We start from the raw sequence: 26,641 nt of genomic DNA on the forward strand, positions 1-26,641 counted from the left end.
ATAATCATCTTTACCTGGCTTGTTTTGCTTCCTCTACAGATAAAAAAATCATCGGAACGATAATCAACACCATAGCTAAGGCCAAAAAACCATCCATGACCAATCCCAAAAAAAGAACACTTAATAAAGCTGAAGAGAGCGGTTCGCTGGCACTCACCACCGATACAACCAGCGGGGAAACGAGTGACACAGCCTTCATAGATAGGAAGAAAGCAAAAGCAGTTCCAAACACGGCAATCGTCAGACAAATCAGCACACTTACCAGATCCACTTGAAAACTTATCTGATAAATAGGGTAAAGGAAATTACTAAAGAGCCCTGCCAGAATCATCCCCCAACCAACAGTCGGAACAAATCCGTAGCGCCGTGCAAAACGCTGGGGCAGGATAACATTAAACATGACCCCTACTGCACTAAGCAAACCTGTCACTAGAGCCAAAGGTGTCATGGATAACTGGGACAAATCCCCTTTTGTAGCCATCAAAAAAACACCTAGCATGGCAATCAAAACATAGAACACAGCTGTAATTGAAGCCTTCTTCTGGTAAATGATTCGATTGTAAAACAGGATAAAAACTGGGCTGATAAATTGCAAAATGGTCGCCGTCGTCGCATTGGAATACTCAACGCAGAGATAGAAGAAAAACTGCACAGAAAAAATACCTAGAATAGCATAGGCTAAAAAAGGTAGATAATTTTTCTTATCACGCCAGATATCCAACAAGCGGCTACGCAACTGAAAAGCAGATAAACCTAAAACCAAACTCCCTGCCACTAGTAAACGCATAGAAGTAATCCATCCAGAAGACACTGGATAATGAGTGAAAAAATACTCTCCTAAAATCCCACAAATCCCCCAGATTAGGCCTGAGAGTAGCGAGTATACTGTTCCCTTAACAATCTTTTTCTGATAATGATTCATATTATTATTGTAACACGAAACCAACAAAGAAAAAAGTAGCAACAAGGAGAAATTACTAACCTTGCTACTACTCTTTCTTAGCGATTAAATAGACGTGAACGTCCTGTAGAACCACTTTGAGTATTTCCACTCGAACTTGAACTTCCAGAGCTACTGCTTGAACTTGAGCTTGGAGGAGTCACTGCTGGAATGCTTCCTAGAATATTCTTCCATGCGTTCAGATAATCTGCATCGCTTCCTCCAATAGCAAAGCGATAGGTGGTCACTGGGGCACCTTCTTTAGTCGCCCAGTAGCTCGTTACTGTTGATCCAGAAACTTCTATTTCTTTCCCATTGATAGAAACCTTGCCTGGTTTTTGTCCTGTAGATCGGAGAACTTGTGACTTGGTCACACTTGGATCCAGGTTAAAGCGCTCATTCCCCCATATTCCAGGTTCAGCTTGTTGGATAGCATTGACCAAGTGGGCCATATAGTTGGCATTGCGGTAGTGGCCTGCTCCTTTGGCTAGTGGTCGGTTGTCGTCGTGACCTAACCAGCCACCCAAAGTCAAGCGAGGTGTAGAAAGCATGAGCCACATATTTTCATCTTCATTGGTCGTACCAGTTTTTCCAATCCAGTCAGCACGAGCTAGGGATGGATTGATAGTCGTCAAGTCCGTCTGGAAACTTGAAGTAATCCGAGATGAAATGACATCCCGAAGGAGACTTTGCATGATGGTTGCTGTCGCTTTTGAATAAACTTGGACAGGCTCATCCTTGTGCTCGTATACCAATCTGCCATCCGTTGACTCGATCTTCGCGATCATATGTTTCTTATGGTAAACTCCATTGTTGGCCAGAGTTTGATACCCGTTGGTATGCTGGGCAACTGTAACGTCAATCCCCCCACCCATCGGTAAACTTTCAATCCCATATTCTGGGATTTCGTAACCCATTTTTTCCATATATCCTTTGACATCAACACCCTTCTCTCGAAGCGTACGATACGTCCAGTAGGCTGGGATATTCCATGAGTAGTTAAGGGCTTCTCCCAATGTCATCATGCCCGTACCAGGACTATTGACATACATGATGGGGTTCCCGTTTGAGAAGTTGGTAGGATAGTTTGATAAGATACTTGCACTTCCCATCAAACCTTGGTCAATAGCGATACCATAGGCCAATATAGGTTTTGTGGTTGAAGCTGGAGAACGCTTGGTATCGATAGCGTGATTGTTCTGATTTTCTTGATAATTACGGCCACCAACAAATCCAAGGATAGCTCCCGTTTGGTTGTCCATGAGGACATTCCCCACCTCAGGCTGGCCTGTTGAATCATCTAGCAGGTAGCCGTAGGTCGCAACCGCATTTTGCATCGCAGCATGAACATTTTTATTGATAGTTGTCGTAATCTTATATCCACCATTTTCAATTTCCTTGGCGGCTAGATCACGATAGGATTTCTGAATGGACTCATTCTTTAACTCTTGCGCAGAGACATTATCTCGTTGGACAAGGTAGTCGTACATGCGGTCAGTAGCTTCTGCCAAGGTTGCATAGTAGAGATAGTCACGCGAAGTACCACTAACACTACCTGATGGTAGGAAGTCTTTCTTAAAGTCATAATCTTTGTACTTATCGTAGTCTTCCTGACTTAGAGCTCCTGTCCGGTACATGTTGTAGAGGACATCCTTGGCACGCTTGATTCCCAAAGCCATGTCCTCATCACTCTTCATACTACCATCAGATTCATAAGGAGAATAACTGATTGGACTCTGTGGCAAACCTGCGATAAAGGCGGCTTGAGGTATTGTCAAATCTGATGCATTAACTCCAAAAATTCCCTCTGCAGCCTGCTGGGCACCTGCAATATTTTGGCCTTTATGATTGCGACCAAAAGGAGCTATGTTAAGGTAGGTTGTCAAGATCTCATCCTTACCCATGGCCCGTTCTAAAGCTAGAGCATCAATAATCTCTTTAGCCTTACGAGCCAGAGTTGGAGCATCCCCCACCACTTGCTGCTTGATGACCTGCTGGGTCAAGGTCGAACCACCACTAGATGAGCCTAGACCGACAAAGGTTCCCAAGGTCGCACGAATAACGGCCTTAGGCACAACTCCCTTGTGCTCATTGAAATGCTCGTCCTCTGTCGCAACAATGGCTTTCTTAAGGTTGTCTGAGATAGCATCTGAAGCGACTGAAGTGCGCAATAAATCACCCTCGATCGAGGCAATGGTACTGCCGTCAGAATAAGTGATTTCTGAGATGGAAGCAATATCCTTCACTTGCTTGACCAACTCTTCTGCTTGAGGTACCTGGGCCTTGTCAAATAGAGCGACTCCATAACCCATAGCTACACCAGCGCCAAACAGTCCACCGATAAAACCTAGGATAAAGAGAGTGTTAAAGACTATTTTAAACCCACTCAAAACCTTAGCAAAAATAGACCCTGCCCTTCTAACTTTATCAGAAGGGGCCCCCTTTTTACTAGTTTTCTTATTAGCTAGTTTTTCTGCTAGTCTTTTCTTCCATTTTGCAATTCGTTGCATCAGCTGCTGGAAAAAATGCAGCATTTTTGTTTTTAATTCATTAATTCTTTCTTTCATGAATGTCCTCGCTTTCTCTATTATACCATAAAAGGGAAACTTTCAATAAAATAGCCACTTTCTTCCCTATTCCACTAGGCTATTAATCAAGTTTGTGATACAATAGGTAGAAACAATATTTTATAAAGGAGAAAAGACACATGCACATTTTTGATGAGCTAAAAGAGCGTGGTTTGATTTTTCAAACGACTGATGAAGAAGCTTTGCGTAAAGCCCTAGAAGAAGGTCAAGTTTCTTATTATACTGGCTACGATCCAACTGCTGACAGCCTTCACCTCGGTCACCTTGTCGCAATCTTGACAAGTCGTCGTTTGCAACTAGCAGGTCACAAACCTTATGCGCTCGTTGGCGGTGCTACAGGTCTCATCGGAGATCCGTCCTTCAAAGATGCTGAACGTAGTCTCCAAACAAAAGACACAGTAGAGGGCTGGGTCAAGTCTATCCAAGGACAACTTTCTCGTTTTCTTGACTTTGAAAACGGTGAAAATAAAGCTGTCATGGTCAACAACTACGACTGGTTTGGCAGCATCAGCTTCATTGACTTCCTCCGTGATATCGGAAAATACTTCACTGTCAACTACATGATGAGTAAGGAGTCTGTGAAGAAACGGATCGAGACAGGGATTTCTTACACTGAGTTTGCCTACCAAATCATGCAAGGATATGACTTCTACGTCCTTAACCAAGAGCACAACGTAACGCTACAAATCGGTGGTTCTGACCAGTGGGGCAATATGACCGCAGGTACCGAATTGCTTCGTCGTAAGGCTGACAAGACTGGTCACGTTATCACAGTGCCACTCATTACAGACGCAACTGGTAAGAAATTTGGTAAATCTGAAGGAAACGCAGTCTGGCTCAATCCTGAAAAGACTTCTCCATACGAAATGTACCAATTCTGGATGAACGTGATGGATGCTGACGCTGTTCGCTTCTTGAAAATCTTTACCTTCTTGTCACTGGACGAGATTGAAGACATCCGTAAACAGTTTGAAGCGGCTCCACACGAACGCTTGGCTCAGAAAGTCTTGGCTCGTGAAGTCGTGACTCTTGTTCACGGCGAAGAAGCCTACAAGGAAGCCCTCAATATCACAGAGCAACTCTTTGCAGGAAACATCAAAAACCTTTCTGTTAAAGAACTCAAACAAGGACTTCGTGGTGTGCCAAACTACCAAGTACAGGCAGACGAAAACCACAATATCGTGGAACTCCTCGTGTCATCTGGTGTGGTGAATTCCAAACGCCAAGCCCGTGAAGATGTTCAAAATGGAGCTATTTACGTCAACGGCGACCGTATCCAAGACCTTGACTATGTCTTGAGTGACACAGATAAGTTAGAAAATGAACTCACTGTTATCCGCCGCGGAAAGAAAAAATACTTTGTTTTGACTTATTAAGAAAGTAAAACCACGAAGTTTCGTATGAACTTCGTGGTTTTCTTATATACTTTTCCCTAGAATTATGTAAGGTCACTCCCCAGCTAAAAAGTTATTACAGCCATTCTTTTCCCCATTGATTTAAGTCCTTTAAAATCGGCATCAGTGATTTACCTTTTTCTGTTAGCTGATATTCTGTATGGAGTGGCATAGTCTCAAAATCAAATTTCTCAACCAATTGGTTCTCTATTAAAACATCTAGTCCACGTGTTAGACTGATAGTTGTAATCCCTTCAACTTCTCTTCTCAATTGATTGAAGCGGACTTTCTTATTCTTGTTTATAACCCATAATATATTCATCCTCCATTTTCCACCAACAACATCTAAAACCCGAGACATACTACAGTTCCAATTTTTATTTGTTAACATTTTTTCTCCTTACAAAAATGTGCCTACTATACAACTTATTTATAAAGTATTATAATCTTTTTATCATTTATTTTAAAGGAGTTATTTATGTTTATTATAAATCTTACCTATATTGAGCCACTTGAGGTAGTTGAAAAACATTTACAAGAACACATAAATTTTCTGAACCATTATTATGCAGAAGGCTTGTTTATTGCATCTGGTAGAAAAAATCCAAGAACTGGAGGAATTATCCTTATGCAAGGTATGAATAAAGAAGTTGTTCAAGAAATCATTAGGCAAGACCCATTCTACAAAAATAAGATTGCCCAATATGATATCATTGAATTTGAGGCAAGTAAATATTGTCCTGAATTGAAAACTTTACTAACCAATCAAGTCGATGGAAATAAATAAATTTGATAAACTAGCGCGATCAAAGAAATCCAATATCGTCAGATTGTTTGCTATATAGATGCTCTTTTGTTACACTACTAGTATGAATACAAACCTCAAACCCAAACTCCAGCGCTTTGCTTCTGCTAGTGCCTTTGCCTGCCCCATCTGCCAAGAAAATCTCACCTTGGTAGAGTCTAGCCTCAAGTGTAGCAACCACCATTCTTTTGATCTAGCAAAATTCGGCTATGTCAATCTGACTCCTCAAATCAAACAATCCACCAACTACGACAAGGAAAATTTCCAAAACCGCCAGCAAATCCTTGAAGCTGGTTTTTATCAGACTATCTTAGAAACCATCTCAGACTTACTTGCAAACTCAGAAAGTGCCAAAACAATTTTAGATATCGGTTGTGGCGAAGGCTTCTACTCTCGTAAACTCCAAGAAAGTCACCCTGACAAGACCTTCTATGCCTTTGATATTTCAAAAGACTCAGTCCAAATCGCTGCCAAGTGCGAACCCAACTGGGCGGTCAACTGGTTTGTTGGTGACCTGGCTCGTCTTCCTATAAAAGACGCCAGCATGGATATCCTGCTTGATATCTTTTCGCCTGCCAACTATGGGGAATTTCGCCGCGTTTTATCCAAAGATGGGATCTTGATCAAGGTCATCCCAACTGAAAATCACCTCAAAGAAATCCGTCAGATGGTGCAGAACCAGCTGACAAAGAAGGACTATTCTAATCAAGATATCAAGGAACATTTCCAGGAACACTTCAGCATCCAATCTAGCCAAATAGCTTCCCTAACAAAACCTATCACAGCAGAGCAACGCCAAGCCCTGCTCAGTATGACACCCTTACTCTTTCACGTTGATCATACCAAGATTGACTGGAGTCAGTTGACTGAGATTACCATCGAAGCAGAGATTTTAGTTGGGAAAATAGGGTGAAATATTTTAAAGATAAAAAAACGCATCTTTTTAGATGCGCTTTTTATAATCTGTTGCAAAAAATCTTAGTTCAAGTGCCAGATATCTTCGTTGTACTGAGCGATTGTACGGTCAGATGAGAAGAATCCTGCTTTGGCAATGTTGACGATGACTTTATCCAACCATGCGTCACGGTTTTCGTAGTCAGCAAGCATTTGCTCTTTCACCTTAATGTAGTCTTCCAAGTCAAGGAGAGTCATGAACCAGTCTTTGTTGATCAATTCATTGTAAAGACGTTCCAAGCGTTCTTTCTTACCTACTGCAAGAACAGCGTCGCTGACGATGAAGTCAACCAATGGTTTGATAGCTTCACGAGCATAGAATTCGCTTGATTTGTAAGCTGCTTTTGCGTAAAGGTCGATAACAGTTTCAGAATCTTCACCAAAGATGTAGATGTTATCGTCGCCAACCAATTCAGCGATTTCCACGTTAGCTCCGTCCATAGTACCAAGAGTCAAAGCTCCGTTCAACATGAATTTCATGTTACCAGTACCTGAAGCTTCTTTAGAAGCAAGTGAGATTTGTTCTGAGATGTCACATGCTGGGATCAAGAAGCTTGCTGCAGTAACGTTGTAGTTTTCAACCATAACTACTTGCAAGTGTGGAGCTACTGCTGGATCGTTAGCAATCACTTCTGACAAGCAAAGGATCAAGTGAATGATGTCTTGAGCGATTGTGTAGGCAGGAGCTGCTTTACCACCAAAGAAGACTGTGATTGGACGAGCAGGGATGTTACCAGCCTTGATATCAAGGTATTTGTGGATGACATACAAAGCGTTCATTTGTTGGCGTTTGTACTCGTGAAGACGTTTGATTTGGATATCAAAGATAGAGTTTGTATTGATTTCCACACCTTGGTGTTCTTTCAAGTGACGAGCCAATTTACGTTTGTTGTGAGCTTTGATGCTTTCCAATTTTTCTTTGACAGCAGCCTTGTCTTCGTATGACAAGAGTTTTTCAAGCTCATCAGCTTCATGGTGCCAACCCTCTCCAATAATCTCATCCAAGTAGTGAGATAAACTTGGGTTCGCATGCATGAGCCAACGACGGAATGTAATACCGTTTGTTTTGTTGTTGAATTTTTCTGGGTAGATGTCGTAGAAAGCTTTCAACTCTGAGTTCTTCAAGATCTCAGTGTGAAGAGCCGCAACCCCGTTTACGCTATATCCATAGTGGATATCCATGTGAGCCATATGAACACGTCCGCTCTCATCGATGATTTGAACAGCTGGATCTTTGTATTCTGCCTTCACACGACGGTCCAATTCTTCGATGATTGGTACCAAGTGAGGAACCACTTCTTCCAAGAATTCAAGAGGCCATTTTTCAAGGGCTTCAGCAAGGATTGTGTGGTTAGTGTAGGCAGTCATGCTACGTACGATTGAGATTGCTTCATCAAGCTCGATACCACGCGCAGTCAAGAGACGGATCAATTCAGGAATCACCATTGATGGGTGAGTATCGTTGATTTGTACAACAGCGTAGTCTGCAAGGTCATGCAAGTTGCTTCCTTTTTCGATTGCTTCGTCGATGATCAATTGCGCACCGTTTGAAACCATGAAGTATTGTTGGAAGATACGGAGCAATTCACCTTGCTTGTCGCTATCGTCTGGGTAAAGGAAGAGAGTCAAGTTGCGAGCGATATCTGTCTTATCAAAGTTGATACCGTCTTCGATGATAGAAGAATCAACTGAATCCAAGTCAAACAAACGCAAGCGGTTTTTAGTAGCTGTCTTGTAACCAGGTACATCGATATCGTAAAGAGTAGATGTCAAGGTGAAGTGTGCAAATGGCACTTGGTAGCTACGGCTTGAGCGAACCAACCAGTTTTGCTCTGTCAACCAAGCGTTAGGAATTGTTTCTTGTTGGTTGTTTTTAAGAACTTGTTGGAAAAGACCGAAGTGGTAGTTCAAACCAACACCGTCACCATTCAAACCAAGTGTAGCGATTGAGTCGATAAAGCAGGCTGCCAAACGTCCCAAACCACCGTTACCAAGTGATGGTTCCAATTCTACTTCTTCGATTTCGATCAACTCTTTACCTGCAGCAGCAAGTTCTTTTTTCACATCGTCATAAAGACCAAGGTTAATCAAGTTGTTTGACAAGAGTTTACCGATCAAGAACTCAGCTGAGATGTAGTAAACTTTTTTCTTACCAGTGTTGACTGGTTTTTGACTGCTAGCAAGCTTGCTGTAGTTAAGAAGAGCAAGATAAAGCTCTTCATTGCTACATTCTGCAATGGTTTTATTGTAACGTTTTTGTACAAATTCGTTTAATGGTAACATGTTTATGTGTCTCCTGATAATGTCTTATTTCTTTAATTCTACCAAATTTTCATTGATTCGGCGATAAATTGTAGTCAAATCAAGCAAAGTTTCTTCAACAGCTGGTGTGAGTTGGTCTGCTGTCATACGCCATGACCAGTTTCCGCCAAGAGTAGATGGGAAGTTCATACGAGCTGACTCATCTAGTTCTAGCAAGTCTTGCATAGTTGCAATAGCCATGAAGCTAACAGATGAAAAAACTGTGCGAAGCATTGCGTGTGGCACTGTTTCATACTCTTTACGGTTCGTATAACGAGCCATGTATTCACGAGTTGGATCGTCGATTTCATTACGGTACCAACCAAGAACCGTATTGTTATCGTGTGTTCCTGTGTACATAACAGAGTTGGCAGGTGCCAAGTGTGGGCTATCGATACTTTCGTCTTCTGGGTTGAAGGCAAACTGAAGAATCTTCATTCCTGGGAAGCCAGTACGTTCACGCAACTCGATGACTTCATCTGTCATGAAACCAAGGTCTTCCGCGATGATGTTTAGCTCACCAAGCTCTTCCTTAACGGCTGCGAAGAGTTTGTACCCTGGACCTTTCACCCACTTACCAGGTGCTGCTGTATCGGATCCAGCAGGAATTTCCCAGTAAGATTCGAAACCGCGGAAGTGATCGATACGAACGATATCGTAGATCTTGAAGCTTTCGCGCAAGCGTTCAACCCACCATTTGTAACCGTCTTTGTCCATTGCTTCCCAGTCATAGATTGGGTTGCCCCAAAGTTGACCAGTGGCAGAAAACTCATCTGGTGGGCATCCTGCGATGCAAGTTGCTTTACCATTGGCATCTGTCTTGAAGAGATGTGGATTTGCCCACATGTCGCTTGAATCTTCCGCTACATAGATAGGCATGTCCCCAACGATTTCGATGTGGTTATCGTTAGCGTAAGCTTTCAATTTCAACCATTGTTGGAAGAAGAAGTATTGAGTCACACGGTGGTAAACCAACTTGTCTGCCAATTTCTCACGGTAGCTTTCAAGTGCTGAAGCTTTACGCGCACGAGCATCTGCATCTGGCCATTCTGTCCAAGCAAGATTGTCAAAATGCTCTTTGATAGCCATATATTCTGCGAAGAGTTCGAGCCATGATTGGTTATCTTTAGCAAACTTCTCAAAATCTTTGACATCACCCACTTCCAAGAAGCGTTTGACTGCTTTTTCTAAAAGCGGACGACGTGCATAATAAATCTTCGCATAGTCAACTTCAGATGCATCGCTACCAAAGTCAACACCTTTAAGATCACTGGCTTCGAGCAAGCCTTGCTCTACCAAGATATCAAGGTCGATAAAATGCGTATTTCCAGCAAAGGCTGAGAATGATTGGTATGGAGAATCTCCATAGCTTGTTGTCCCAAGAGGGAGGATTTGCCAGTAACGTTGCTTGGTACGAACCAAGAAATCAACGAAATCATAGGCAGTCTGGCCAAATGATCCAATCCCGTATGCTCCTGGCAGAGAAGAGATGTGCATCAACACACCACTTTGACGTTTTTTCATAATAGCACCTCATGTGTTTGTTATAAAACGTTGCGCAATTAAGGCGCAAACGTTTGCGTTAATTTAAGTATAACGCATTTCAAAAACAAATGCAAGCGTTTTTAAAAAATTTTTTTGAATTATTTTAATCAAACAAAACTTGTTGCCACTGATATTTTATGAAATAAGCGAAAAAATTTTAAAGATTTTCTGATTTAAGATAATTCATTCCCAATATCTGCTCTATTTTCTGAAAAACCGAGCCGAATTTACGCAATCGTTTTCCTAATATATTTTCAATTCAAAAAAACAAACATTTTAAGTTCTTTCCTATATATAGGCTTTAACAAATGTTTGAAACCTTAAAATTTTTTTAAAATTTTTGCTAAAAAAGCTTGCAACCGTTTTCTATTTGTGCTATACTAAGTTCGTAAAAGAAAACGTTTGCGTTTTCTCATTAAATTATTTTTGTTATTCTTTAGGAGGAATACACTATGTCATCTAAATTCATGAAGAGCGCTGCTGTGCTCGGAACTGCTACTCTTGCTAGCTTACTTTTGGTGGCTTGCGGAAGCAAAACTGCTGATAAAGCAGCTGATACTAGCTCATCTGAAGCAAAAGAAATCACTTTCTACGTTGAAGACCAATACAAAGCCTACGCTGAAAAAGTTGCTGCAGCTTATGAAAAAGAATCAGGTACAAAAGTTAACATCAAATCAGGTGACCAACTTGGTGGACTTGACAAACTTTCTCTTGACAACCAATCAGGTCAAGCTGCTGACGTTATGATGGCACCATACGACCGCGTAGGTAGCCTTGGTACTGACGGACAACTTTCAGAAGTTACTTTGAGCGACGGCGCTAAAACAGATGATAAGACTAAATCTCTTGTAACAGCTGCTGACGGTAAAGTTTACGGTGCTCCTGCCGTTATTGAGTCACTTGTTATGTACTACAACAAAGACTTGCTTAAAGAAGCTCCAAAAACTTTTGCTGAATTAGAAGAACTTGCTAAAGACAGCAAATACGCTTTCGCTGGTGAAGATGGCAAAACTACTGCATTCCTAGCTGACTGGACAAACTTCTACTACGCATATGGACTTCTTGCTGGTAACGGTGGTTACGTATTCGGACAAAACGGTAAAGACGCTAAAGACATCGGTCTTGCAAACGACGGTTCTATCACTGGTGTCAACTACGCTAAATCTTGGTATGAAAAATGGCCTAAAGGTATGCAAGATACTGAAGGTGCTGCAAACTTGATCCAAACTCAATTCCAAGAAGGTAAAACAGCTGCTATCATCGATGGACCTTGGAAAGCTCAAGCATTCAAAGATGCTAAAGTAAACTACGGTGTTGCTACTATTCCAACTCTTCCAAATGGTAAAGAATACACACCATTCGGTGGTGGTAAAGCTTGGATCATCCCATCAAGCACTAAGAACCTTGAAGCTGCACAAAAATTTGTAGACTTCCTTGTTTCAACTGAACAACAAAAAGCATTCTACGATGCAACTAACGAAATCCCAGCTAACACTGAAGCTCGTTCGTACGCTGAAGGTAAAAACGATGAGTTGACAACAGCTGTTATCAAACAGTTCAAGAACGCTCAACCAATGCCAAACATTTCTCAAATGTCAGCAGTTTGGGATCCAGCTAAAACTATGCTCTTTGACGCTGTAAGTGGTAAAAAAGATGCTAAGACAGCTGCTAACGATGCTGTAACATTGATCAAAGAAACAATCAAACAAAAATTTGGTGAATAATTGAATTCGTTACAAGGGGGGGGAGAATACAAATCCCCCTTTGATTTTATAAATTTACGAATGATTGCAGTTGCCTATCTAGTGATTGGAGACAAACTTCAATCTCGTATCCTATGAAAGGAGTATTCATGGAAAACCAACAACCTAGCAAAGCAGCCTTGCTTTCAGTGATTCCTGGGTTAGGACAGATTTACAATAAACAAAAGGCCAAAGGTTTTATCTTCCTTGGTGTAACTATCGTATTTGTTCTTTATTTCCTAGCACTTGCTGCGCCGGAATTGCACAATTTGATCACTCTTGGTGACAAGCCAGGTCGTGATAATTCCCTCTTTATGCTGATTCGTGGTGCCTTCCATTTAATCTTTGTAGTCGTTTATGTGCTCTTTTATTTCTCAAATATTAAAGATGCACATACAATCGCAAAACGTATTAACAATGGAATTCCTGTCCCACGTACTTTTAAAGATATGATCAAAGGTATTTATGAGAATGGTTTCCCATATCTTTTGATTATCCCATCGTATGTAGCGATGACATTTGCGATTATCTTCCCAGTTATCGTAACCTTGATGATTGCCTTTACCAACTATGACTTCCAACACTTGCCACCAAACAAATTGTTGGACTGGGTTGGTTTGACTAACTTTACAAACATCTGGAGCTTAAGTACCTTCCGTTCAGCCTTCGGTGCGGTTCTTTCTTGGACCATCATCTGGGCCTTGTCTGCTTCTACTTTGCAGATTGTGATTGGTATCTTCACCGCTATCATTGCTAACCAACCATTTATCAAAGGAAAACGTATCTTTGGTGTTATTTTCCTTCTTCCTTGGGCTGTTCCAGCCTTCATCACTATCTTGACATTCTCAAACATGTTTAACGATAGTGTCGGAGCGATCAACACTCAAGTATTGCCTATCTTGGCTAAGGTTCTTCCTTTCCTTGACGGTGCTCTTATCCCTTGGAAAACAGACCCAACTTGGACGAAGATTGCCTTGATTATGATGCAAGGTTGGCTAGGATTCCCATACATCTATGTTTTGACTTTGGGTATCTTGCAGTCGATTCCTAACGACCTCTACGAAGCGGCTTACATCGATGGTGCCAATGCTTGGCAAAAATTCCGCAACATCACTTTCCCTATGATTTTGGCTGTTGCAGCACCAACATTGATCAGCCAATACACCTTCAACTTTAACAACTTCTCTATCATGTACCTCTTCAACGGCGGAGGTCCTGGTAGCGTTGGTGGTGGAGCCGGTTCAACTGATATCTTGATCTCATGGATTTATCGTTTGACAACAGGTACATCTCCTCAATACTCTATGGCGGCAGCTGTTACCTTAATCATCTCTATCATTGTCATCTCTATCTCTATGATCGCATTCAAGAAACTACATGCATTTGATATGGAGGACGTCTAAGATGAATAACTCAATCAAACTCAAACGTAGACTGACTCAAACCCTCACTTACCTCTACTTGATTGGTCTTTCAATCGTGATTATCTATCCACTTTTGATTACCATTATGTCAGCCTTCAAGACTGGTAACGTCGTAGCTTTTAAACTAGATGCTAACGTCGACTTTAGCTTTGCCAACTTCCAAGGGCTCTTCACTGAAACCTTGTACGGCACTTGGTACCTCAACACTTTGATTATCGCCTTGATTACAATGGCTGTTCAAACAAGTATCATCGTACTTGCTGGTTATGCCTACAGCCGTTACAACTTCTTGGCTCGTAAACAAAGTTTGGTCTTCTTCTTGATCATCCAAATGGTGCCAACTATGGCCGCTTTGACAGCCTTCTTCGTTATGGCCCTTATGTTGAACGCCCTTAACCAAAGCTGGTTCCTCATCTTCCTATATGTCGGTGGTGGTATCCCGATGAATGCTTGGTTGATGAAAGGCTACTTCGACACAGTACCGATGTCTCTTGATGAATCAGCAAAACTAGATGGTGCAGGACACTTCCGTCGCTTCTGGCAAATTGTTCTCCCACTCGTTCGCCCAATGGTTGCAGTACAAGCGCTCTGGGCCTTCATGGGACCTTTCGGAGACTATATCCTCTCTAGTTTCTTGCTTCGTGAGAAAGAATACTTTACAGTTGCCGTTGGTCTACAGACCTTTGTCAGCAATGTGAAAAACTTGAAGATTGCCTACTTCTCAGCAGGTGCTATCCTCATCGCCCTTCCAATCTGTATTCTCTTCTTCTTCCTACAAAAGAACTTTGTTTCAGGACTTACAAGTGGTGGCGACAAGGGATAATTTATCCCCGCCACCCTTTTTCATTTTATACTCTTCGAAAATCTCTTCAAACCACGTCAGCTTCGCCTTGCCGTAGATATATGTAACTGACTTCGTCAGTCTTATCTACAACCTCAAAGCAGTGCTTTGAGCAACCTGCGGCTAGCTTCCTAGTTTGCTCTTTGATTTTCATTGAGTATTAGAGCTTGTGACTATAAAACTATTCTTGAAGCAAGCAATTTATCTCCTAGACTTGAAATAAAGCACATTTCTCTATATAATAATACTCATATAGAAAACACTTTTAGAAAGATGCCTATGCTTCCATATCCATTCTCGTATTTCTCTAGTATCTGGGGATTTCGCAAACCCCTATCAAAACGTTTCGGCCTCAACTGGTTTCAGCTTCTCTTTACGAGCATTTTCCTCATCAGTTTGTCTATGGTTCCGATCGCCATTCAAAACAGCTCACAGGAAACGTATCCACTGGATACCTTTATCGATAATGTCTACACTCCACTGACAGATGAAGCCATCATGGACTTGTCAGAGAATGCACAAATCGTTGATGGAAAGCTGAACTACTCAGGTACGAAGAATCAGCAGCCTTCTCTTTTGATTGGCCCGAGCCAAAGCAAGGAATTGCCAAAGGACTTGCAACTTCATTTTGATACGGAAGAACTCGTCATCAGCAAGGAAAGTAAGGAACTGACTCGCATTCGCTACCACGCGATTCAAACGGAGAGTTTCCAGAGTAAGGAAGATCTAACCCAAGCCATTTCTAAAGATTGGTACCAACAAAATCGGGTCTATATCAGTCTCTTTCTCGTTCTTGGTGCTAGCTTCCTCTTTGGATTGAATTTCTTCATTGTCTCTCTTGGAGCTAGTCTCCTCCTTTATATCACCAAAAAATCACGCCTCTTTTCATTTAGGACCTTTAAAGAGTGCTACCATTTTATCTTGAACTGTTTAGGATTACCAACTTTGATTACGCTTATTTTGGGACTTTTTGGCCAAAATATGACAACCCTTATCACTGTACAAAACATTCTTTTTGTTCTTTATCTGGTCACCATCTTTTATAAAACACATTACCGCGATCCAGATTATCATAAATAGGAGATTTTTATGCCCGTTACGATTAAAGATGTGGCCAAGGCTGCAGGTGTCTCACCTTCAACTGTAACCCGCGTTATTCAAAACAAATCAACGATTAGTGATGAAACCAAAAAACGAGTTCGCAAGGCAATGAAAGAGCTCAACTACCATCCCAATCTCAATGCTCGTAGCTTGGTAAGTAGCTATACTCAAGTTATCGGCTTGGTGCTCCCTGACGACTCGGATGCCTTCTACCAAAATCCTTTCTTTCCATCTGTCCTACGAGGGATTGCCCAAGTCGCGTCTGAAAACCACTACGCTATCCAGATTGCAACGGGGAAAGATGAGAAAGAACGTCTCAATGCGATTTCTCAGATGGTTTATGGCAAGCGTGTTGACGGTTTGATTTTCCTCTACGCCGAGGAAGAAGACCCTCTGGTCAAACTAGTAGCTGATGAGCAGTTCCCTTTCCTCATTCTCGGAAAATCTACTTCACCCTTTATCCCTCTTGTTGATAATGACAATGTACAAGCGGGCTTTGATGCGACAGAGTATTTCATCAAAAAAGGATGCAAACGAATTGCCTTTATCGGGGGTACAAAGCGACTCTTCGTAACGCAAGATCGTCTAACTGGCTATGAGTCCGCACTCAAACAACACCAACTTCCGATTGATACCAACTTAACCTACTTTGCAACCGAATTTCTAGAAGAAAAAGGGTATCAGTTCAGTGAACTCCTGTTCAATCACGATCCACAGATTGACGCTATTATTACAACTGACAGTCTCCTTGCAGAAGGGGTTTGTGACTACATCAGTAAGCATCAGTTAACTGTTCCTGTCTTGAGTTTCGACTCTGTCAATCCTCGACTTGACCTCGTAGCTTATGTGGACATCAATAGCCTGGAACTTGGGCGCGTTTCCTTTGAAACCATTCTCCAGATCATCAACGATGCTAAAAACAATAAACAGATTTGTTACCGCCAGTTGATTGGACACAAAATTATCGAAAAATAAAGACCAGCCTCAAGGCTGGTCTTTTGAGTATTATTAATTGTCTGTTTCTACGAATCGTCCTAGGATGTGGACATTTTCAGATACAGAGACAAAGGCTGTCGGATCGACCTGTTTCATGATGTGTTTAAAATCATTAAACTCTGCTCGTGTGATAACCGTAATCAAGACTGCTTTTCTCTCATGATTATAGGTTCCTTCTGCATCGTGGATCATAGTTGCTCCGCGGTGCAATTTTTTATGAATTTTTGCGATTACCTTGTCAGGATTATTGGTCACAATCATGGCCTGCATACGTTTTTGCTTTGTAAAGACCGCGTCTGTCACACGACTGGAGACAAAGATAGTAATCATGGAGTAGAGGGCGTATTTCCAACCAAAGGTCAAACCTGCTATCAGCATGATGGTTCCATTTACCAGGAAAGAAATACTACCGACATTTCTCCCTGTTTTCTTTCGAATGGTGAGACTGACGATATCTGTACCTCCGCTAGAAATATTGTTACGGAGCGCAAAACCAATCCCCAAGCCCATGACAACACCCCCAAAAAGGGCATTGATAATGGGATCCTCTGTCAAGGTCACAACTGGTACAATCTGGATAAAGAGGGAACTCATGGATACTGTGATGAAGGTAAAGATTGTAAACTTATGCCCAATCTGATACCAAGCCAAAATCATCAACGGAAAATTGATAGCATAAAAGGTTAGCGATATCGGAATGTAAAAACCAAACCAGTGATGACTCAAGGCAGAGATAATCTGTGCCAGACCCGTCGCCCCACTGGAGTAAACGTGTCCTGGTTGAAAAAAGAAATTGACTGCTACCGCTGACAGAAAGCCATACACCAGAGAAGCCGATACTTTCTCATCATATTTTTCCTGAGAGATACTTTGTAAAACTCGTAAGATTTTTATCTGATAAGCAAAGCGACGCAGATAATAGCGCCACCGCTTAATTCGTTTTGCTTGTTTCATCTTCTTCTACTTGTAAGCTGAGTTCCTCTAGTTGTTTGAGAGCGACTGTTGATGGAGCTTGTGTCATTGGGTCGGTTGCCTTATTGTTCTTAGGAAAGGCAATGACTTCACGGATATTCTCTTCTCCTGCTAAGAGCATCACAAAACGGTCAAGACCGATAGCTAAACCACCGTGTGGTGGGAAACCATAGTCCATGGCTTCAAGAAGGAAACCAAACTGGTCATTTGCTTCTTCAGTTGAAAAACCAAGTGCTTTGAACATGCGTTCTTGAAGGTCTTTTTGGTTGATACGAAGACTACCACCACCAAGCTCATAACCGTTCAAGACGATATCGTAAGCAATGGCACGAACCTTAGCCAAATCACCTTCTAATTCGTGAGCTGTTTCTTCCTGTGGAAGAGTAAATGGATGGTGGGCGCTCATGTAGCGACCTTCTTCTTCAGACCATTCAAACATTGGCCAATCAACCACCCAAAGGAAGTTGAACTTATCATTATCAATCAAGCCCAGCTCTTTGGCAATACGTCCACGAAGGGCACCAAGTGTTGCATTGGCTACCTCAAGCGTATCTGCCACAAAGAGAACCAAGTCCTTATCTTCAAGATCAAGTGCTGCAGTCAATTCTGCTTGGATACCAGTTAAGAACTTGGCAACTGGTCCATTTAATTCTCCATCAACAACCTTGACCCAAGCAAGACCTTTAGCTCCGTACTGTTTGGCTACTTCGGTCATCTTGTCGATGTCTTTACGTGAGTAGTTGTCTGCAGCTCCTTTGACTACAATAGCTTTTACAGCAGGTGCTTCTGAAAAGACTTTAAAATCAACCCCCTTGACAACTTCTGTCAAGTCCTGAAGCAACATGTCAAAACGAGTATCAGGTTTATCAGAACCATAAAGAGCCATCGCATCGTCGTATTTCATACGAGGAAATGGAAGCGTTACTTCGATGCCTTTTGTTTCCTTCATCACGCGCGCAATCAAGCCTTCTGTAATATCTTGGATTTCTTGCTCACTAAGGAATGACGTTTCCAAGTCGACCTGGGTAAACTCAGGCTGACGGTCTCCACGCAAGTCTTCATCACGGAAACATTTGACGATTTGGTAGTAACGGTCAAATCCAGCATTCATCAAGAGTTGCTTAGTGATTTGTGGGCTCTGAGGAAGAGCGTAGAAGTGCCCTTTATTGACACGAGATGGTACCAAATAGTCACGCGCCCCTTCTGGCGTTGATTTCGAAAGGAATGGCGTCTCCACATCGATAAACTCCAACTCATCCAAGTAATTACGGATAGAGTGGGTCACCTTGGCACGAAGCTTAAGGTTTTCTAGCATCTCTGGACGACGAAGGTCAAGGTAACGGTAACGCAAACGTGTATCGTCATTGGCCTCAATCCCATCTTTAATCTCAAAAGGCGTTGTTTTAGCTGTATTAAGCACTGTCAGAGCTGTCACGTTCAACTCAACCGCACCAGTCGGTAATTTATCATTTGCCTGTTCACGCGCAGCGACTTGTCCAGTCACCTCAATGACAAATTCGCTACGAAGACTTTCAGCCGTTGCCATGACCTCTGCAGATACTTTTTCAGGGTTGATAACCAACTGCATGATCCCTTCACGGTCACGAAGGTCGATAAAGATCAAACCACCAAGGTCACGACGACGGCCAACCCATCCTTTCAAGGTAATTTCTTGTCCGATGTGTTCCTCACGAACACGACCAGCATACATACTACGTTTCATGTTTTCTCTCCTCTTTTATTCTGTTACTATTTTACCATAAAAGCGCAGGCTCTTCATGAAAATCAGCAGAAAAGTTTGATTGTCTTTAGAAATCAAAACGAACAGACAAAAAATCCGATGAAAACGTCATCGGATCCTCTGATTATGATTCTTAACCTTTTTTACGCTTTTCAGCAATCTCGGCTGCCTTTTTAGGTAGAACAATCTCCGTCGCATAAGCCGAAGCAAAACGCAAGACACCTGCAATAGGCGCAAAGACAACTGCTAGATAGTTGTAAAAGAAGTCGCCTTTAAAGGCATAGGCAAGTGCCCCGATGATAAAGAAGAGAACGACCGCCTGTATCACTGCTAATAAAATTACTCGTTTCATGTGACCTCCTGACTCTATTATAGCATGAGTATCATCAAAAAGCCGATTAAATTATTCAAAGCGTGGAGAGAAATGCTGTAAAGAAGACCTTTTCGACTCACATAAGCCAGACCCAAACTCAATCCCAGACTAGCATAAACTAAAAACTGTTGCAAAGTCCCTGGAAAATGAATCAAGGCAAAAAGCACACTCGATACGAGGAGAAACAGAGCTGTCTGTTTGCTGTTGTTCTGCTTAGGAAAGAGATAACGCGCCAGCATCCCTCTAAAGATTAGTTCTTCCGTCAGAGGAGCAAAGACCACTACCATAAAGAAACCAAAGACAGGCTGAGCAACTGTCAATTGTGATACGATTTGTTGATTGACTGACGGATCTTCTGGCAAAAAGAACTGAGCTATAATCGCCACTAGCAAAACCAGAGTAGGCAACCAGATATAACGATTAAAAACCGTCGTCTGGATGCTAACCTTTTCTTTCTGATACCATCTGTAAACTCCATAAACATAGGCCCCTGACAGGGCGACATAAAGTGGCAAGACTCCAAAGATTGAAGCCCCTAGGTCAAGCGCTGATAAAGCCATACTCTGAACCAGACCATAGCCAAAGAAAAAGGATAGAACAGCTAGAAGAAACCAGCCAAGATTTTTAAGTAATTTCATAAAAGACTCCTATTTGAAATGAAGACTTAGCATTGTTATTCGCATCATTTTGATAAAAATGTGGAATACAGTCGCAACCAAAAGGGATAATAAGCGAATTCCTCTTGCAAAAATAGAAACGGTAGTAATGATTTTATAAAGATATTTTTAAGCAAGCAAAAGCAATGTTAATCCTAGGAAAAAGAGGGTCAGGAGTAAGGTCCTGGCCAGTTTTTCTACCATTAAAAGCCTAATTTTTCAAAGATTTCTGAGAAATTTTGATTGATAGCATCAAGTGACACTTGAACTTCTTCTCGAGTTTGGTTGTTCTTAACTGTCACTTGTCCGCTTTCGACTTCGCTCTCTCCGAGAGTAATGAGAATCTTAGCCGCAAAGACATCGGCTGACTTGAACTGAGCTTTGAGCTTCCGGTTGAGGTAGTCACGTTCTGCTTTGAATCCTTGTTGGCGAAGGGCTTGTACCAATTCCAAGGCCTTGACATTTGCTCCTTCACCCAAAACTGCGATATAAACATCTAGGGCATTTTCAATAGGAAGGGCCACACCTTGCTTTTCAAGAATGAGAAGCAGGCGCTCTACACCAAGACCAAATCCAAATCCAGCAGTCTCAGGACCACCAAAGTAGGCAACCAAACCATCGTAGCGACCACCCGCACAGACCGTCAAGTCATTGCCCTCGATCTCAGTGATGAACTCGAAAATCGTGTGGTTGTAGTAGTCCAGACCACGCACCATATTGGTATCAATGATGTAATCTACTCCAAGATTTTCCAACATCTGACGCACAGCATCAAAGTGAGCCTGGCTTTCTTCATCAAGGAAATCCAAGATAGACGGCGCATTCTCTACTGCCTCCTTGTCTTCTTTTTCCTTAGAGTCCAAGACACGGAGAGGATTTTCCTCCAAGCGACGTTGGCTATCCTTAGACAAGGTCTCCTTGAGCGGTGTCAAATAGTCGATCAAGGCTTGACGATAGGCCGCACGGCTCTCAGGATTTCCCAGAGTGTTAAGATGCAATTTCACACCTTTAATGCCGATTTCTTTCAAGAAATGGGCTGCCATAGCGATGGTTTCCACATCGGTAGCTGGATTGCTAGAGCCAAAACACTCAACACCAATCTGGTGGAACTGACGCAAACGACCTGCTTGCGGACGCTCATAACGGAACATAGGTCCCATGTAATAGAACTTACTTGGCTTTTGCACTTCTGGGGCGAAAAGTTTATTTTCCACATAAGAACGGACAACGGGCGCTGTTCCTTCTGGACGAAGGGTAATATGACGGTCTCCCTTATCGTAAAAATCGTACATTTCTTTGGTTACGATATCCGTTGTATCTCCGACAGAACGGCTGATGACCTCGTAATGCTCAAAAATAGGCGTGCGCACTTCTGCATAGTTATAGCGCTTGAAAATTTCACGGGCAAAGCCCTCAACGTACTGCCACTTGGCAGACTCAGCAGGCAAGATATCCTGCGTTCCTTTTGGTTTTTGTAATTTCATAGGGAATCCTCTTTAAACTTAATAGTCTTATTTTACCATAAATAGAGGGATTAAAACAGTGAGAAAAAATAAGGATTTAGATATCATTTTTGAGATTAAGACTTGTCAAAAGAATAGCCAGGAAGGAAAGACCAACAAATAGCATCCAAGTCAACTGTATATTCCATACGGCTACTAGTGAAAAACAAGCTGTTCCCACAGGTATGGATAAGGTAAATAATAAACCTAAAAAATTACTGGTACGAGCTAGAACCTCTGGAGCTAGATTTTTCATGAGCATGGCACTAATCTTTGGTTGAACTTTGCCAGACACATACAGAGTTAAAAATAGAAATAGCAAACCAAGCACGACTTGATTGAATACGTTAGCCAGACCAATTAGAGTGAGCCCTACGGTAGCCCACATCATCAATCTAGGCAAGGACTGCTTCCCAAAATAATCATTGCCCGTAAGGCTACTGATGATGATTGCTACTAAAACACAGAATTGATTGATAAATAGTGCCTCTGTGTAAGAAAAATTCAAGAGAGAATGGCTCAAAAAGAAGATGTTATAGATGCTTCCTAAAGCCCCACCCAAGGCATTAATAAGCAAGACAGCAAAGATCATGAAACCAAAGTTTTTCTGTCCACCTTTAAGAAAAACGAGACGTAAATTTCGGTAAATTGTTAGGAACTGGTCTTTGATAGAAAGCTTCTCATTTTTTAGTTTTTCACCATCAGCAGATGACATTGACAGACTCAATTTGCTTTTTCCTAAAAAGAGAATAAAGACTGATACTAGGAAAAAGCAGGCATTGATTCCCGCAACAAGGGAAAAATTGTTGATCGATAGACCTAAGAGCCAAACTCCAAAAGCTTGACCACCAATAGCTGAAATATAGGTGATAAACTGGGAAAAAGAATAAGCTTCCATCAGATCCTCTTCAGCTACTTTTTCCTTAACGAGAGGCATTCGCAAACCACCAGCAAAATCACTGATCACATCACTGATGACATTGATCAAACACAGGCTAGAAAAGGCAAAGAGACTAGCTTGCTGAACAACTAGGGCTGCCAGAAAAAATAAAACCGCCTGAAACAAACCGCTATAGACCATCCATTTGACCTTGTCCCTTGTGTAATCTGCCCGAATCCCTACAAAAACTGTAAAGAGAGTCGGAAGAATCATGACAATATTCGCCATAGCAACAGCAAAAGAGGCTTGTGGCAAGGTCGATGCATAAACGATAAATACCAGGTTAAAAATCGAAGCACCAAAGGCATTGAAGAAGCGCGACAAAGTCAAGAGTCGATAAGCTTGATTTCTAAACAATAGTTTCATAGGTAATCTCCCTTCTTGTTATAATCCCTATATGAAGTATGACTATAGTATAGCACTTAGAAATTGAAAGGGAAAACTTTTGAATATATGCAACACACAAAATGAGCAAAGAAACGATAGAACTTTTGTAACGACCTGAGAGTAGTCAAAAGTTCTATCGCTTAAAATTTCAAATTATTTTCTTAGTTTGCAGATATTCAACAATCGGGTGTATTTCTATAGTATTCGGCAGATTTGTTACAGCCAAGCATCTCAAAAATACGGACAGCATCTTCCATCTTTTTTTGTCCTTCCTTAACTCTGCCTTGCTTGCTATCAAGGAGACCTTCCGCCCACAAATAGACAATTCGGAAATAGGTCTCGTTTTCCTTGTAGAAATGGTCTTCGATAACACGTTTAAAATAAGAGGCATTGGTAAATTCTTCACACTCAATGCTGGCTAAAAAACCATTCAGTAGCATGGTGTGAAAAAGGTTCCGATTTCCATTAGAAAATCGGATTTGCGGACCATTTCTCGTACATATCTAGTAAAAAGAGAAACAGACAAGAACGGAGAACTGACTGAGAACAAATTGAGTTCATAGATTCCCCAAATCTCAGTAGAAAACAAGTAGTCATGAAGGACTTTCCCTTCCTCTGCCGTTAACTCAACCGTTTCATCCATACTCTTCATATAAGACTTGATAATGATGGCATTTAGAATATGTTTCTGTTTGTTTTGAGAATGGGCATGCTTTTGATACTCCTTGCGATATAAGTCCTCAAGAGGTGCTATATTCTTTAAATCCAAAACATCTGTGATTTCTTTTCTCAACTCCGAATCTGTATCATACTGAAAACCTCTCGCCAGAAAGAGGATTTCCTCTACACTAGCAGATATATTTTCTAGGGCAAATAGAAACTTTTCCACCGAAAGCTCACTCTGACCTGTTTCAAATCGGGACAACATGGACGGCGAAAATTGTCCCCCAGTTGCTTGTCTCAGCGAGATATTTCTTGACTCTCGTAATTGTCTAAAGACTTTTCCAATCTGCTCCATAGACTTCCCCTTGATTCCGTATTTTCTTCATTTTATCATATTTTTCAGAAAATTCATCAAAAACTTGCCAAATTGTCAGAATTATGAGAAAATAGAGGATATTTATCACGTGGAGGGACTGTTATGAGAGACGATATCAAAATCAATGACCGCGCTTTAGCCTTGCAAGACCAAATTATCGATAAATTAGAGAAGGTTTTTGATACAGATGTGGAATTGGATGTTTACAATCTAGGGCTGATTTATGAAATCAATCTAGATGAAACAGGTCTCTGCAAGATTGTCATGACCTTCACCGATACTGCCTGTGATTGCGCCGAAAGCCTACCTATCGAAATCGTCGCAGGTCTAAAACAAATCGAGGGTATCGAAGATGTCAAGGTTGAAGTTACCTGGTCTCCTGCATGGAAGATCACACGAATCAGTCGCTACGGACGCATTGCCCTCGGACTGCCACCTCGTTAATGAGGCAAATCACTTTTGAAGATAAAAAGAAGCAAGCCGAAGATGGCTTGCTTTTTGATACTCAATGAAAATCAAAGAGCAAACTAGGAAACTAGCCACAGGCTGTACTTGAGTACGGCAAGGCGACGTTGACGTGGTTTGAAGAGATTTTCGAAGAGTATGAGTTTACTTTTTACCTGACTTGTCCATATTCCAGAAGTCTGTCACGGCTCCACGAGAAGCGGATGATACGATGTGGGCATATTTACCAAGAACACCACGACTGTAAAGTGGTGGCAAGGTTGTTTCTGCCTTGCGTTTTTCAAGTTCTTCTTCGGATACGGCCATGGAAATTTCTTTAGTATCTTGGTCAACTGTAACGATATCCCCTGTACGAAGGTAAGCAATCGGTCCACCATCCTGAGCTTCAGGAGCGATATGTCCGACAACCAGACCATAAGTACCACCAGAGAAACGACCATCCGTCAAGAGGGCAACCTTGTCTCCTTGACCTTTACCAACGATCATGGATGAAAGGGATAGCATCTCAGGCATACCAGGACCACCCTTAGGCCCAACGAAACGGACAACAACTACATCGCCATCAACGATTTCATCTGTCAGAACAGCCTGGATAGCATCTTCTTCTGAGTCAAAGACCTTAGCTGGTCCAACGTGGCGACGCACTTTCACACCTGATACTTTAGCAACCGCGCCATCAGGGGCAAGGTTCCCATTCAAGATGATAAGCGGACCGTCTGCACGTTTTGGATTTTCAAGTGGCATAATGACTTTTTGGCCTGGTGTAAGGTCTGCAAAGTCAGCCAAGTTTTCAGCGACTGTCTTACCAGTACATGTGATACGGTCGCCATGAAGAAAACCATTTGCCAAGAGATATTTCATAACCGCAGGGACACCACCGACTTCGTAAAGGTCTTGGAAGACATACTGACCAGATGGTTTCAAGTCGGCCAAGTGAGGCACACGTTCTTGGATTGTATTGAAGTCCTCAAGTGACAAATCAACATTAGCCGCATGGGCAATGGCAAGCAAGTGAAGAGTGGCATTTGTAGAACCACCGAGAGCCATCGTTACAGTGATGGCATCTTCAAAGGCTTCACGAGTCAAGATATCAGATGGTTTGAGACCAAGCTCCAGCATCTTAACAACAGCACGTCCTGCTGCTTCGATGTCTTCTTTCTTGTCGGCTGATTCAGCTGGGTGAGATGAAGATCCTGGCAAACTCATACCGAGAACTTCGATAGCAGTCGCCATGGTATTAGCTGTATACATACCACCACAGCCACCAGGGCCAGGGCAGGCATTACATTCGAGACGTTTCACATCCTCAGCTGTCATGTCACCGTGGTTCCATTTTCCGATTCCCTCAAAGACAGAAACCAAGTCAATGTCTTTGCCATCAAGATTTCCCGGTGCAATAGTACCACCATAGGCGAAAATAGCTGGAATATCCATATTGGCAATGGCAATCATAGAACCAGGCATGTTCTTGTCACAGCCACCGATAGCGACAAAGGCATCCACGTTGTGACCACCCATAGCAGCTTCGATTGAGTCTGCGATGATATCACGTGATGTCAAAGAGAAACGCATACCAGGCGTTCCCATGGCAATCCCGTCCGCTACGGTAATGGTTCCAAACTGTACAGGCCAAGCACCTGCAGATTTGACACCTTCTTTAGCTAATTTCCCGAAATCATGCAAGTGGATGTTACATGGCGTATTTTCCGCCCAAGTCGAAATCACTCCCACAATCGGTGTTTCAAAGTCCTTATCTGTCATACCAGTCGCACGAAGCATAGCACGGTTTGGTGATTTAACCATGCTGTCATAAATGCTACTGCGGTGACGTTTATCTAATTCAGTCATCTTATCCCTCCCGTTTCAGTTTTTACTATTATAGCACATTTTAAAAGCAATGAACAGAAGAAAATTCTTGAATTTTCAGAAAATTCT

The 26,641-nt window shown here is 42.0% G+C and carries 21 protein-coding genes and 1 pseudogene; 9 read left to right on the forward strand and 13 right to left on the reverse strand.

The annotated features are described in order from the left end of the window. Positions 1-10: 10 nt before the first annotated feature. Positions 11-922, reverse strand: a complete 912-nt coding sequence (locus HMPREF8578_RS03905) for a DMT family transporter (protein ID WP_002892724.1) — start codon at positions 920-922, stop codon at positions 11-13. A gap of 77 nt (positions 923-999) precedes the next feature. After that, positions 1,000-3,507, reverse strand: a complete 2,508-nt coding sequence (pbp1b, locus tag HMPREF8578_RS03910) for a penicillin-binding protein PBP1B (RefSeq protein WP_000664437.1) — start codon at positions 3,505-3,507, stop codon at positions 1,000-1,002. A 140-nt stretch (positions 3,508-3,647) separates the two neighbouring features. Between pbp1b and tyrS the strand changes: the two genes are divergently transcribed. Continuing rightward, a complete protein-coding gene (gene tyrS, locus HMPREF8578_RS03915; RefSeq protein WP_000546902.1) occupies positions 3,648-4,904 on the forward strand; it encodes a tyrosine--tRNA ligase in 1,257 nt (418 codons plus the stop codon). 94 nt (positions 4,905-4,998) lie between these two features. On the opposite strand, the gene HMPREF8578_RS03920 is transcribed toward tyrS, so the two are convergent. Beyond that, a complete protein-coding gene (locus HMPREF8578_RS03920) occupies positions 4,999-5,313 on the reverse strand; it encodes a winged helix-turn-helix transcriptional regulator (RefSeq protein ID WP_000957135.1) in 315 nt (104 codons plus the stop codon). Positions 5,314-5,400: 87 nt separating this feature from the next. On the opposite strand from HMPREF8578_RS03920, the gene HMPREF8578_RS03925 reads away from it, so the two are divergent. Both HMPREF8578_RS03925 and HMPREF8578_RS03930 read left to right on the forward strand, forming a co-directional pair. Further along, positions 5,401-5,709, forward strand: coding sequence for a YciI family protein (locus HMPREF8578_RS03925; RefSeq protein ID WP_000469964.1), 309 nt, complete (start codon positions 5,401-5,403; stop codon positions 5,707-5,709). A gap of 82 nt (positions 5,710-5,791) precedes the next feature. Then, a complete protein-coding gene (locus tag HMPREF8578_RS03930) occupies positions 5,792-6,640 on the forward strand; it encodes a putative RNA methyltransferase (protein ID WP_002892728.1) in 849 nt (282 codons plus the stop codon). A 65-nt stretch (positions 6,641-6,705) separates the two neighbouring features. On the opposite strand, the gene glgP is transcribed toward HMPREF8578_RS03930, so the two are convergent. After that, positions 6,706-8,964, reverse strand: a complete 2,259-nt coding sequence (gene glgP, locus HMPREF8578_RS03935; RefSeq protein ID WP_000937159.1) for a glycogen/starch/alpha-glucan family phosphorylase — start codon at positions 8,962-8,964, stop codon at positions 6,706-6,708. A gap of 24 nt (positions 8,965-8,988) precedes the next feature. Next, entirely contained in the window at positions 8,989-10,506 is a 1,518-nt protein-coding gene (malQ, locus tag HMPREF8578_RS03940) for a 4-alpha-glucanotransferase (protein ID WP_000747318.1), read from the reverse strand. Between the two features lie 473 nt (positions 10,507-10,979). Between malQ and HMPREF8578_RS03945 the strand changes: the two genes are divergently transcribed. The 5 genes from HMPREF8578_RS03945 (at position 10,980) to HMPREF8578_RS03970 (ending at position 16,610) form a co-directional block, all read left to right on the forward strand. After that, the gene (locus HMPREF8578_RS03945; protein WP_000095461.1) at positions 10,980-12,251 is read left to right on the forward strand and encodes an extracellular solute-binding protein; all 1,272 of its coding nucleotides are present in this window, start codon (positions 10,980-10,982) and stop codon (positions 12,249-12,251) included. A gap of 128 nt (positions 12,252-12,379) precedes the next feature. Then, positions 12,380-13,672, forward strand: a complete 1,293-nt coding sequence (locus tag HMPREF8578_RS03950; protein WP_000431414.1) for a carbohydrate ABC transporter permease — start codon at positions 12,380-12,382, stop codon at positions 13,670-13,672. Between the two features lies 1 nt (position 13,673). Next, the gene (locus tag HMPREF8578_RS03955; protein WP_001065656.1) at positions 13,674-14,516 is read left to right on the forward strand and encodes a sugar ABC transporter permease; all 843 of its coding nucleotides are present in this window, start codon (positions 13,674-13,676) and stop codon (positions 14,514-14,516) included. A gap of 297 nt (positions 14,517-14,813) precedes the next feature. Then, the gene (locus HMPREF8578_RS03965) at positions 14,814-15,614 is read left to right on the forward strand and encodes a DUF1189 domain-containing protein (RefSeq protein WP_025168806.1); all 801 of its coding nucleotides are present in this window, start codon (positions 14,814-14,816) and stop codon (positions 15,612-15,614) included. A 9-nt stretch (positions 15,615-15,623) separates the two neighbouring features. Further along, on the forward strand, positions 15,624-16,610 hold the full coding sequence (locus tag HMPREF8578_RS03970; protein WP_001145428.1) for a LacI family DNA-binding transcriptional regulator: 987 nt from the start codon (positions 15,624-15,626) through the stop codon (positions 16,608-16,610). Between the two features lie 33 nt (positions 16,611-16,643). Here HMPREF8578_RS03970 and HMPREF8578_RS03975 read toward each other — a convergent pair whose 3' ends face one another. The 7 genes and pseudogenes from HMPREF8578_RS03975 to HMPREF8578_RS04005 form a co-directional block, all read right to left on the reverse strand. Beyond that, positions 16,644-17,585 (reverse strand): YitT family protein, encoded by a 942-nt coding sequence (locus HMPREF8578_RS03975; RefSeq protein WP_000806284.1) that lies wholly within the window; start codon positions 17,583-17,585, stop codon positions 16,644-16,646. Then, positions 17,563-19,326, reverse strand: a complete 1,764-nt coding sequence (gene aspS / locus HMPREF8578_RS03980; RefSeq protein WP_000830896.1) for an aspartate--tRNA ligase — start codon at positions 19,324-19,326, stop codon at positions 17,563-17,565. Before aspS ends, HMPREF8578_RS03975 begins: the two co-directional genes overlap by 23 nt. Positions 19,327-19,477: 151 nt before the next feature. Then, positions 19,478-19,696: a hypothetical protein gene (locus HMPREF8578_RS03985; protein ID WP_000832176.1), complete on the reverse strand. Its 219-nt coding sequence runs from the start codon at positions 19,694-19,696 to the stop codon at positions 19,478-19,480. Between the two features lie 17 nt (positions 19,697-19,713). Then, positions 19,714-20,355, reverse strand: a complete 642-nt coding sequence (locus HMPREF8578_RS03990) for a CPBP family intramembrane glutamic endopeptidase (RefSeq protein WP_000771220.1) — start codon at positions 20,353-20,355, stop codon at positions 19,714-19,716. Between the two features lie 221 nt (positions 20,356-20,576). After that, the gene (gene hisS, locus HMPREF8578_RS03995) at positions 20,577-21,857 is read right to left on the reverse strand and encodes a histidine--tRNA ligase (protein ID WP_000775838.1); all 1,281 of its coding nucleotides are present in this window, start codon (positions 21,855-21,857) and stop codon (positions 20,577-20,579) included. Between the two features lie 76 nt (positions 21,858-21,933). Continuing rightward, positions 21,934-23,181: an MFS transporter gene (locus HMPREF8578_RS04000; protein ID WP_000770637.1), complete on the reverse strand. Its 1,248-nt coding sequence runs from the start codon at positions 23,179-23,181 to the stop codon at positions 21,934-21,936. Positions 23,182-23,378: 197 nt separating this feature from the next. Next, positions 23,379-24,220, reverse strand: a pseudogene (locus tag HMPREF8578_RS04005) (helix-turn-helix domain-containing protein). A gap of 123 nt (positions 24,221-24,343) precedes the next feature. Between HMPREF8578_RS04005 and HMPREF8578_RS04010 the strand changes: the two are divergent. After that, complete coding sequence (locus HMPREF8578_RS04010; RefSeq protein ID WP_001204050.1) at positions 24,344-24,685, forward strand: metal-sulfur cluster assembly factor; 342 nt, start codon at positions 24,344-24,346, stop codon at positions 24,683-24,685. Positions 24,686-24,850: 165 nt separating this feature from the next. Here the strand turns inward: HMPREF8578_RS04010 and ilvD are convergent, their stop codons facing one another. Continuing rightward, positions 24,851-26,554 (reverse strand): dihydroxy-acid dehydratase, encoded by a 1,704-nt coding sequence (ilvD, locus tag HMPREF8578_RS04015; RefSeq protein WP_000137343.1) that lies wholly within the window; start codon positions 26,552-26,554, stop codon positions 24,851-24,853. Between the last annotated feature and the right edge of the window lie 87 nt (positions 26,555-26,641).

The sequence above is a fragment of the Streptococcus oralis ATCC 49296 genome (assembly GCF_000185265.1).
In the GTDB taxonomy this organism is placed as follows: domain Bacteria; phylum Bacillota; class Bacilli; order Lactobacillales; family Streptococcaceae; genus Streptococcus; species Streptococcus oralis_BC.

Coding starts and splice junctions, on each gene's coding strand:
- HMPREF8578_RS03905 (WP_002892724.1), bottom strand. CDS start 922: ATGAATCATTATCAGAAAAAGATTGTTAAGGGAACAGTATACTCGCTA.
- pbp1b (WP_000664437.1), bottom strand. CDS start 3,507: ATGAAAGAAAGAATTAATGAATTAAAAACAAAAATGCTGCATTTTTTC.
- tyrS (WP_000546902.1), top strand. CDS start 3,648: ATGCACATTTTTGATGAGCTAAAAGAGCGTGGTTTGATTTTTCAAACG.
- HMPREF8578_RS03920 (WP_000957135.1), bottom strand. CDS start 5,313: ATGTTAACAAATAAAAATTGGAACTGTAGTATGTCTCGGGTTTTAGAT.
- HMPREF8578_RS03925 (WP_000469964.1), top strand. CDS start 5,401: ATGTTTATTATAAATCTTACCTATATTGAGCCACTTGAGGTAGTTGAA.
- HMPREF8578_RS03930 (WP_002892728.1), top strand. CDS start 5,792: ATGAATACAAACCTCAAACCCAAACTCCAGCGCTTTGCTTCTGCTAGT.
- glgP (WP_000937159.1), bottom strand. CDS start 8,964: ATGTTACCATTAAACGAATTTGTACAAAAACGTTACAATAAAACCATT.
- malQ (WP_000747318.1), bottom strand. CDS start 10,506: ATGAAAAAACGTCAAAGTGGTGTGTTGATGCACATCTCTTCTCTGCCA.
- HMPREF8578_RS03945 (WP_000095461.1), top strand. CDS start 10,980: ATGTCATCTAAATTCATGAAGAGCGCTGCTGTGCTCGGAACTGCTACT.
- HMPREF8578_RS03950 (WP_000431414.1), top strand. CDS start 12,380: ATGGAAAACCAACAACCTAGCAAAGCAGCCTTGCTTTCAGTGATTCCT.
- HMPREF8578_RS03955 (WP_001065656.1), top strand. CDS start 13,674: ATGAATAACTCAATCAAACTCAAACGTAGACTGACTCAAACCCTCACT.
- HMPREF8578_RS03965 (WP_025168806.1), top strand. CDS start 14,814: ATGCTTCCATATCCATTCTCGTATTTCTCTAGTATCTGGGGATTTCGC.
- HMPREF8578_RS03970 (WP_001145428.1), top strand. CDS start 15,624: ATGCCCGTTACGATTAAAGATGTGGCCAAGGCTGCAGGTGTCTCACCT.
- HMPREF8578_RS03975 (WP_000806284.1), bottom strand. CDS start 17,585: ATGAAACAAGCAAAACGAATTAAGCGGTGGCGCTATTATCTGCGTCGC.
- aspS (WP_000830896.1), bottom strand. CDS start 19,326: ATGAAACGTAGTATGTATGCTGGTCGTGTTCGTGAGGAACACATCGGA.
- HMPREF8578_RS03985 (WP_000832176.1), bottom strand. CDS start 19,696: ATGAAACGAGTAATTTTATTAGCAGTGATACAGGCGGTCGTTCTCTTC.
- HMPREF8578_RS03990 (WP_000771220.1), bottom strand. CDS start 20,355: ATGAAATTACTTAAAAATCTTGGCTGGTTTCTTCTAGCTGTTCTATCC.
- hisS (WP_000775838.1), bottom strand. CDS start 21,857: ATGAAATTACAAAAACCAAAAGGAACGCAGGATATCTTGCCTGCTGAG.
- HMPREF8578_RS04000 (WP_000770637.1), bottom strand. CDS start 23,181: ATGAAACTATTGTTTAGAAATCAAGCTTATCGACTCTTGACTTTGTCG.
- HMPREF8578_RS04010 (WP_001204050.1), top strand. CDS start 24,344: ATGAGAGACGATATCAAAATCAATGACCGCGCTTTAGCCTTGCAAGAC.
- ilvD (WP_000137343.1), bottom strand. CDS start 26,554: ATGACTGAATTAGATAAACGTCACCGCAGTAGCATTTATGACAGCATG.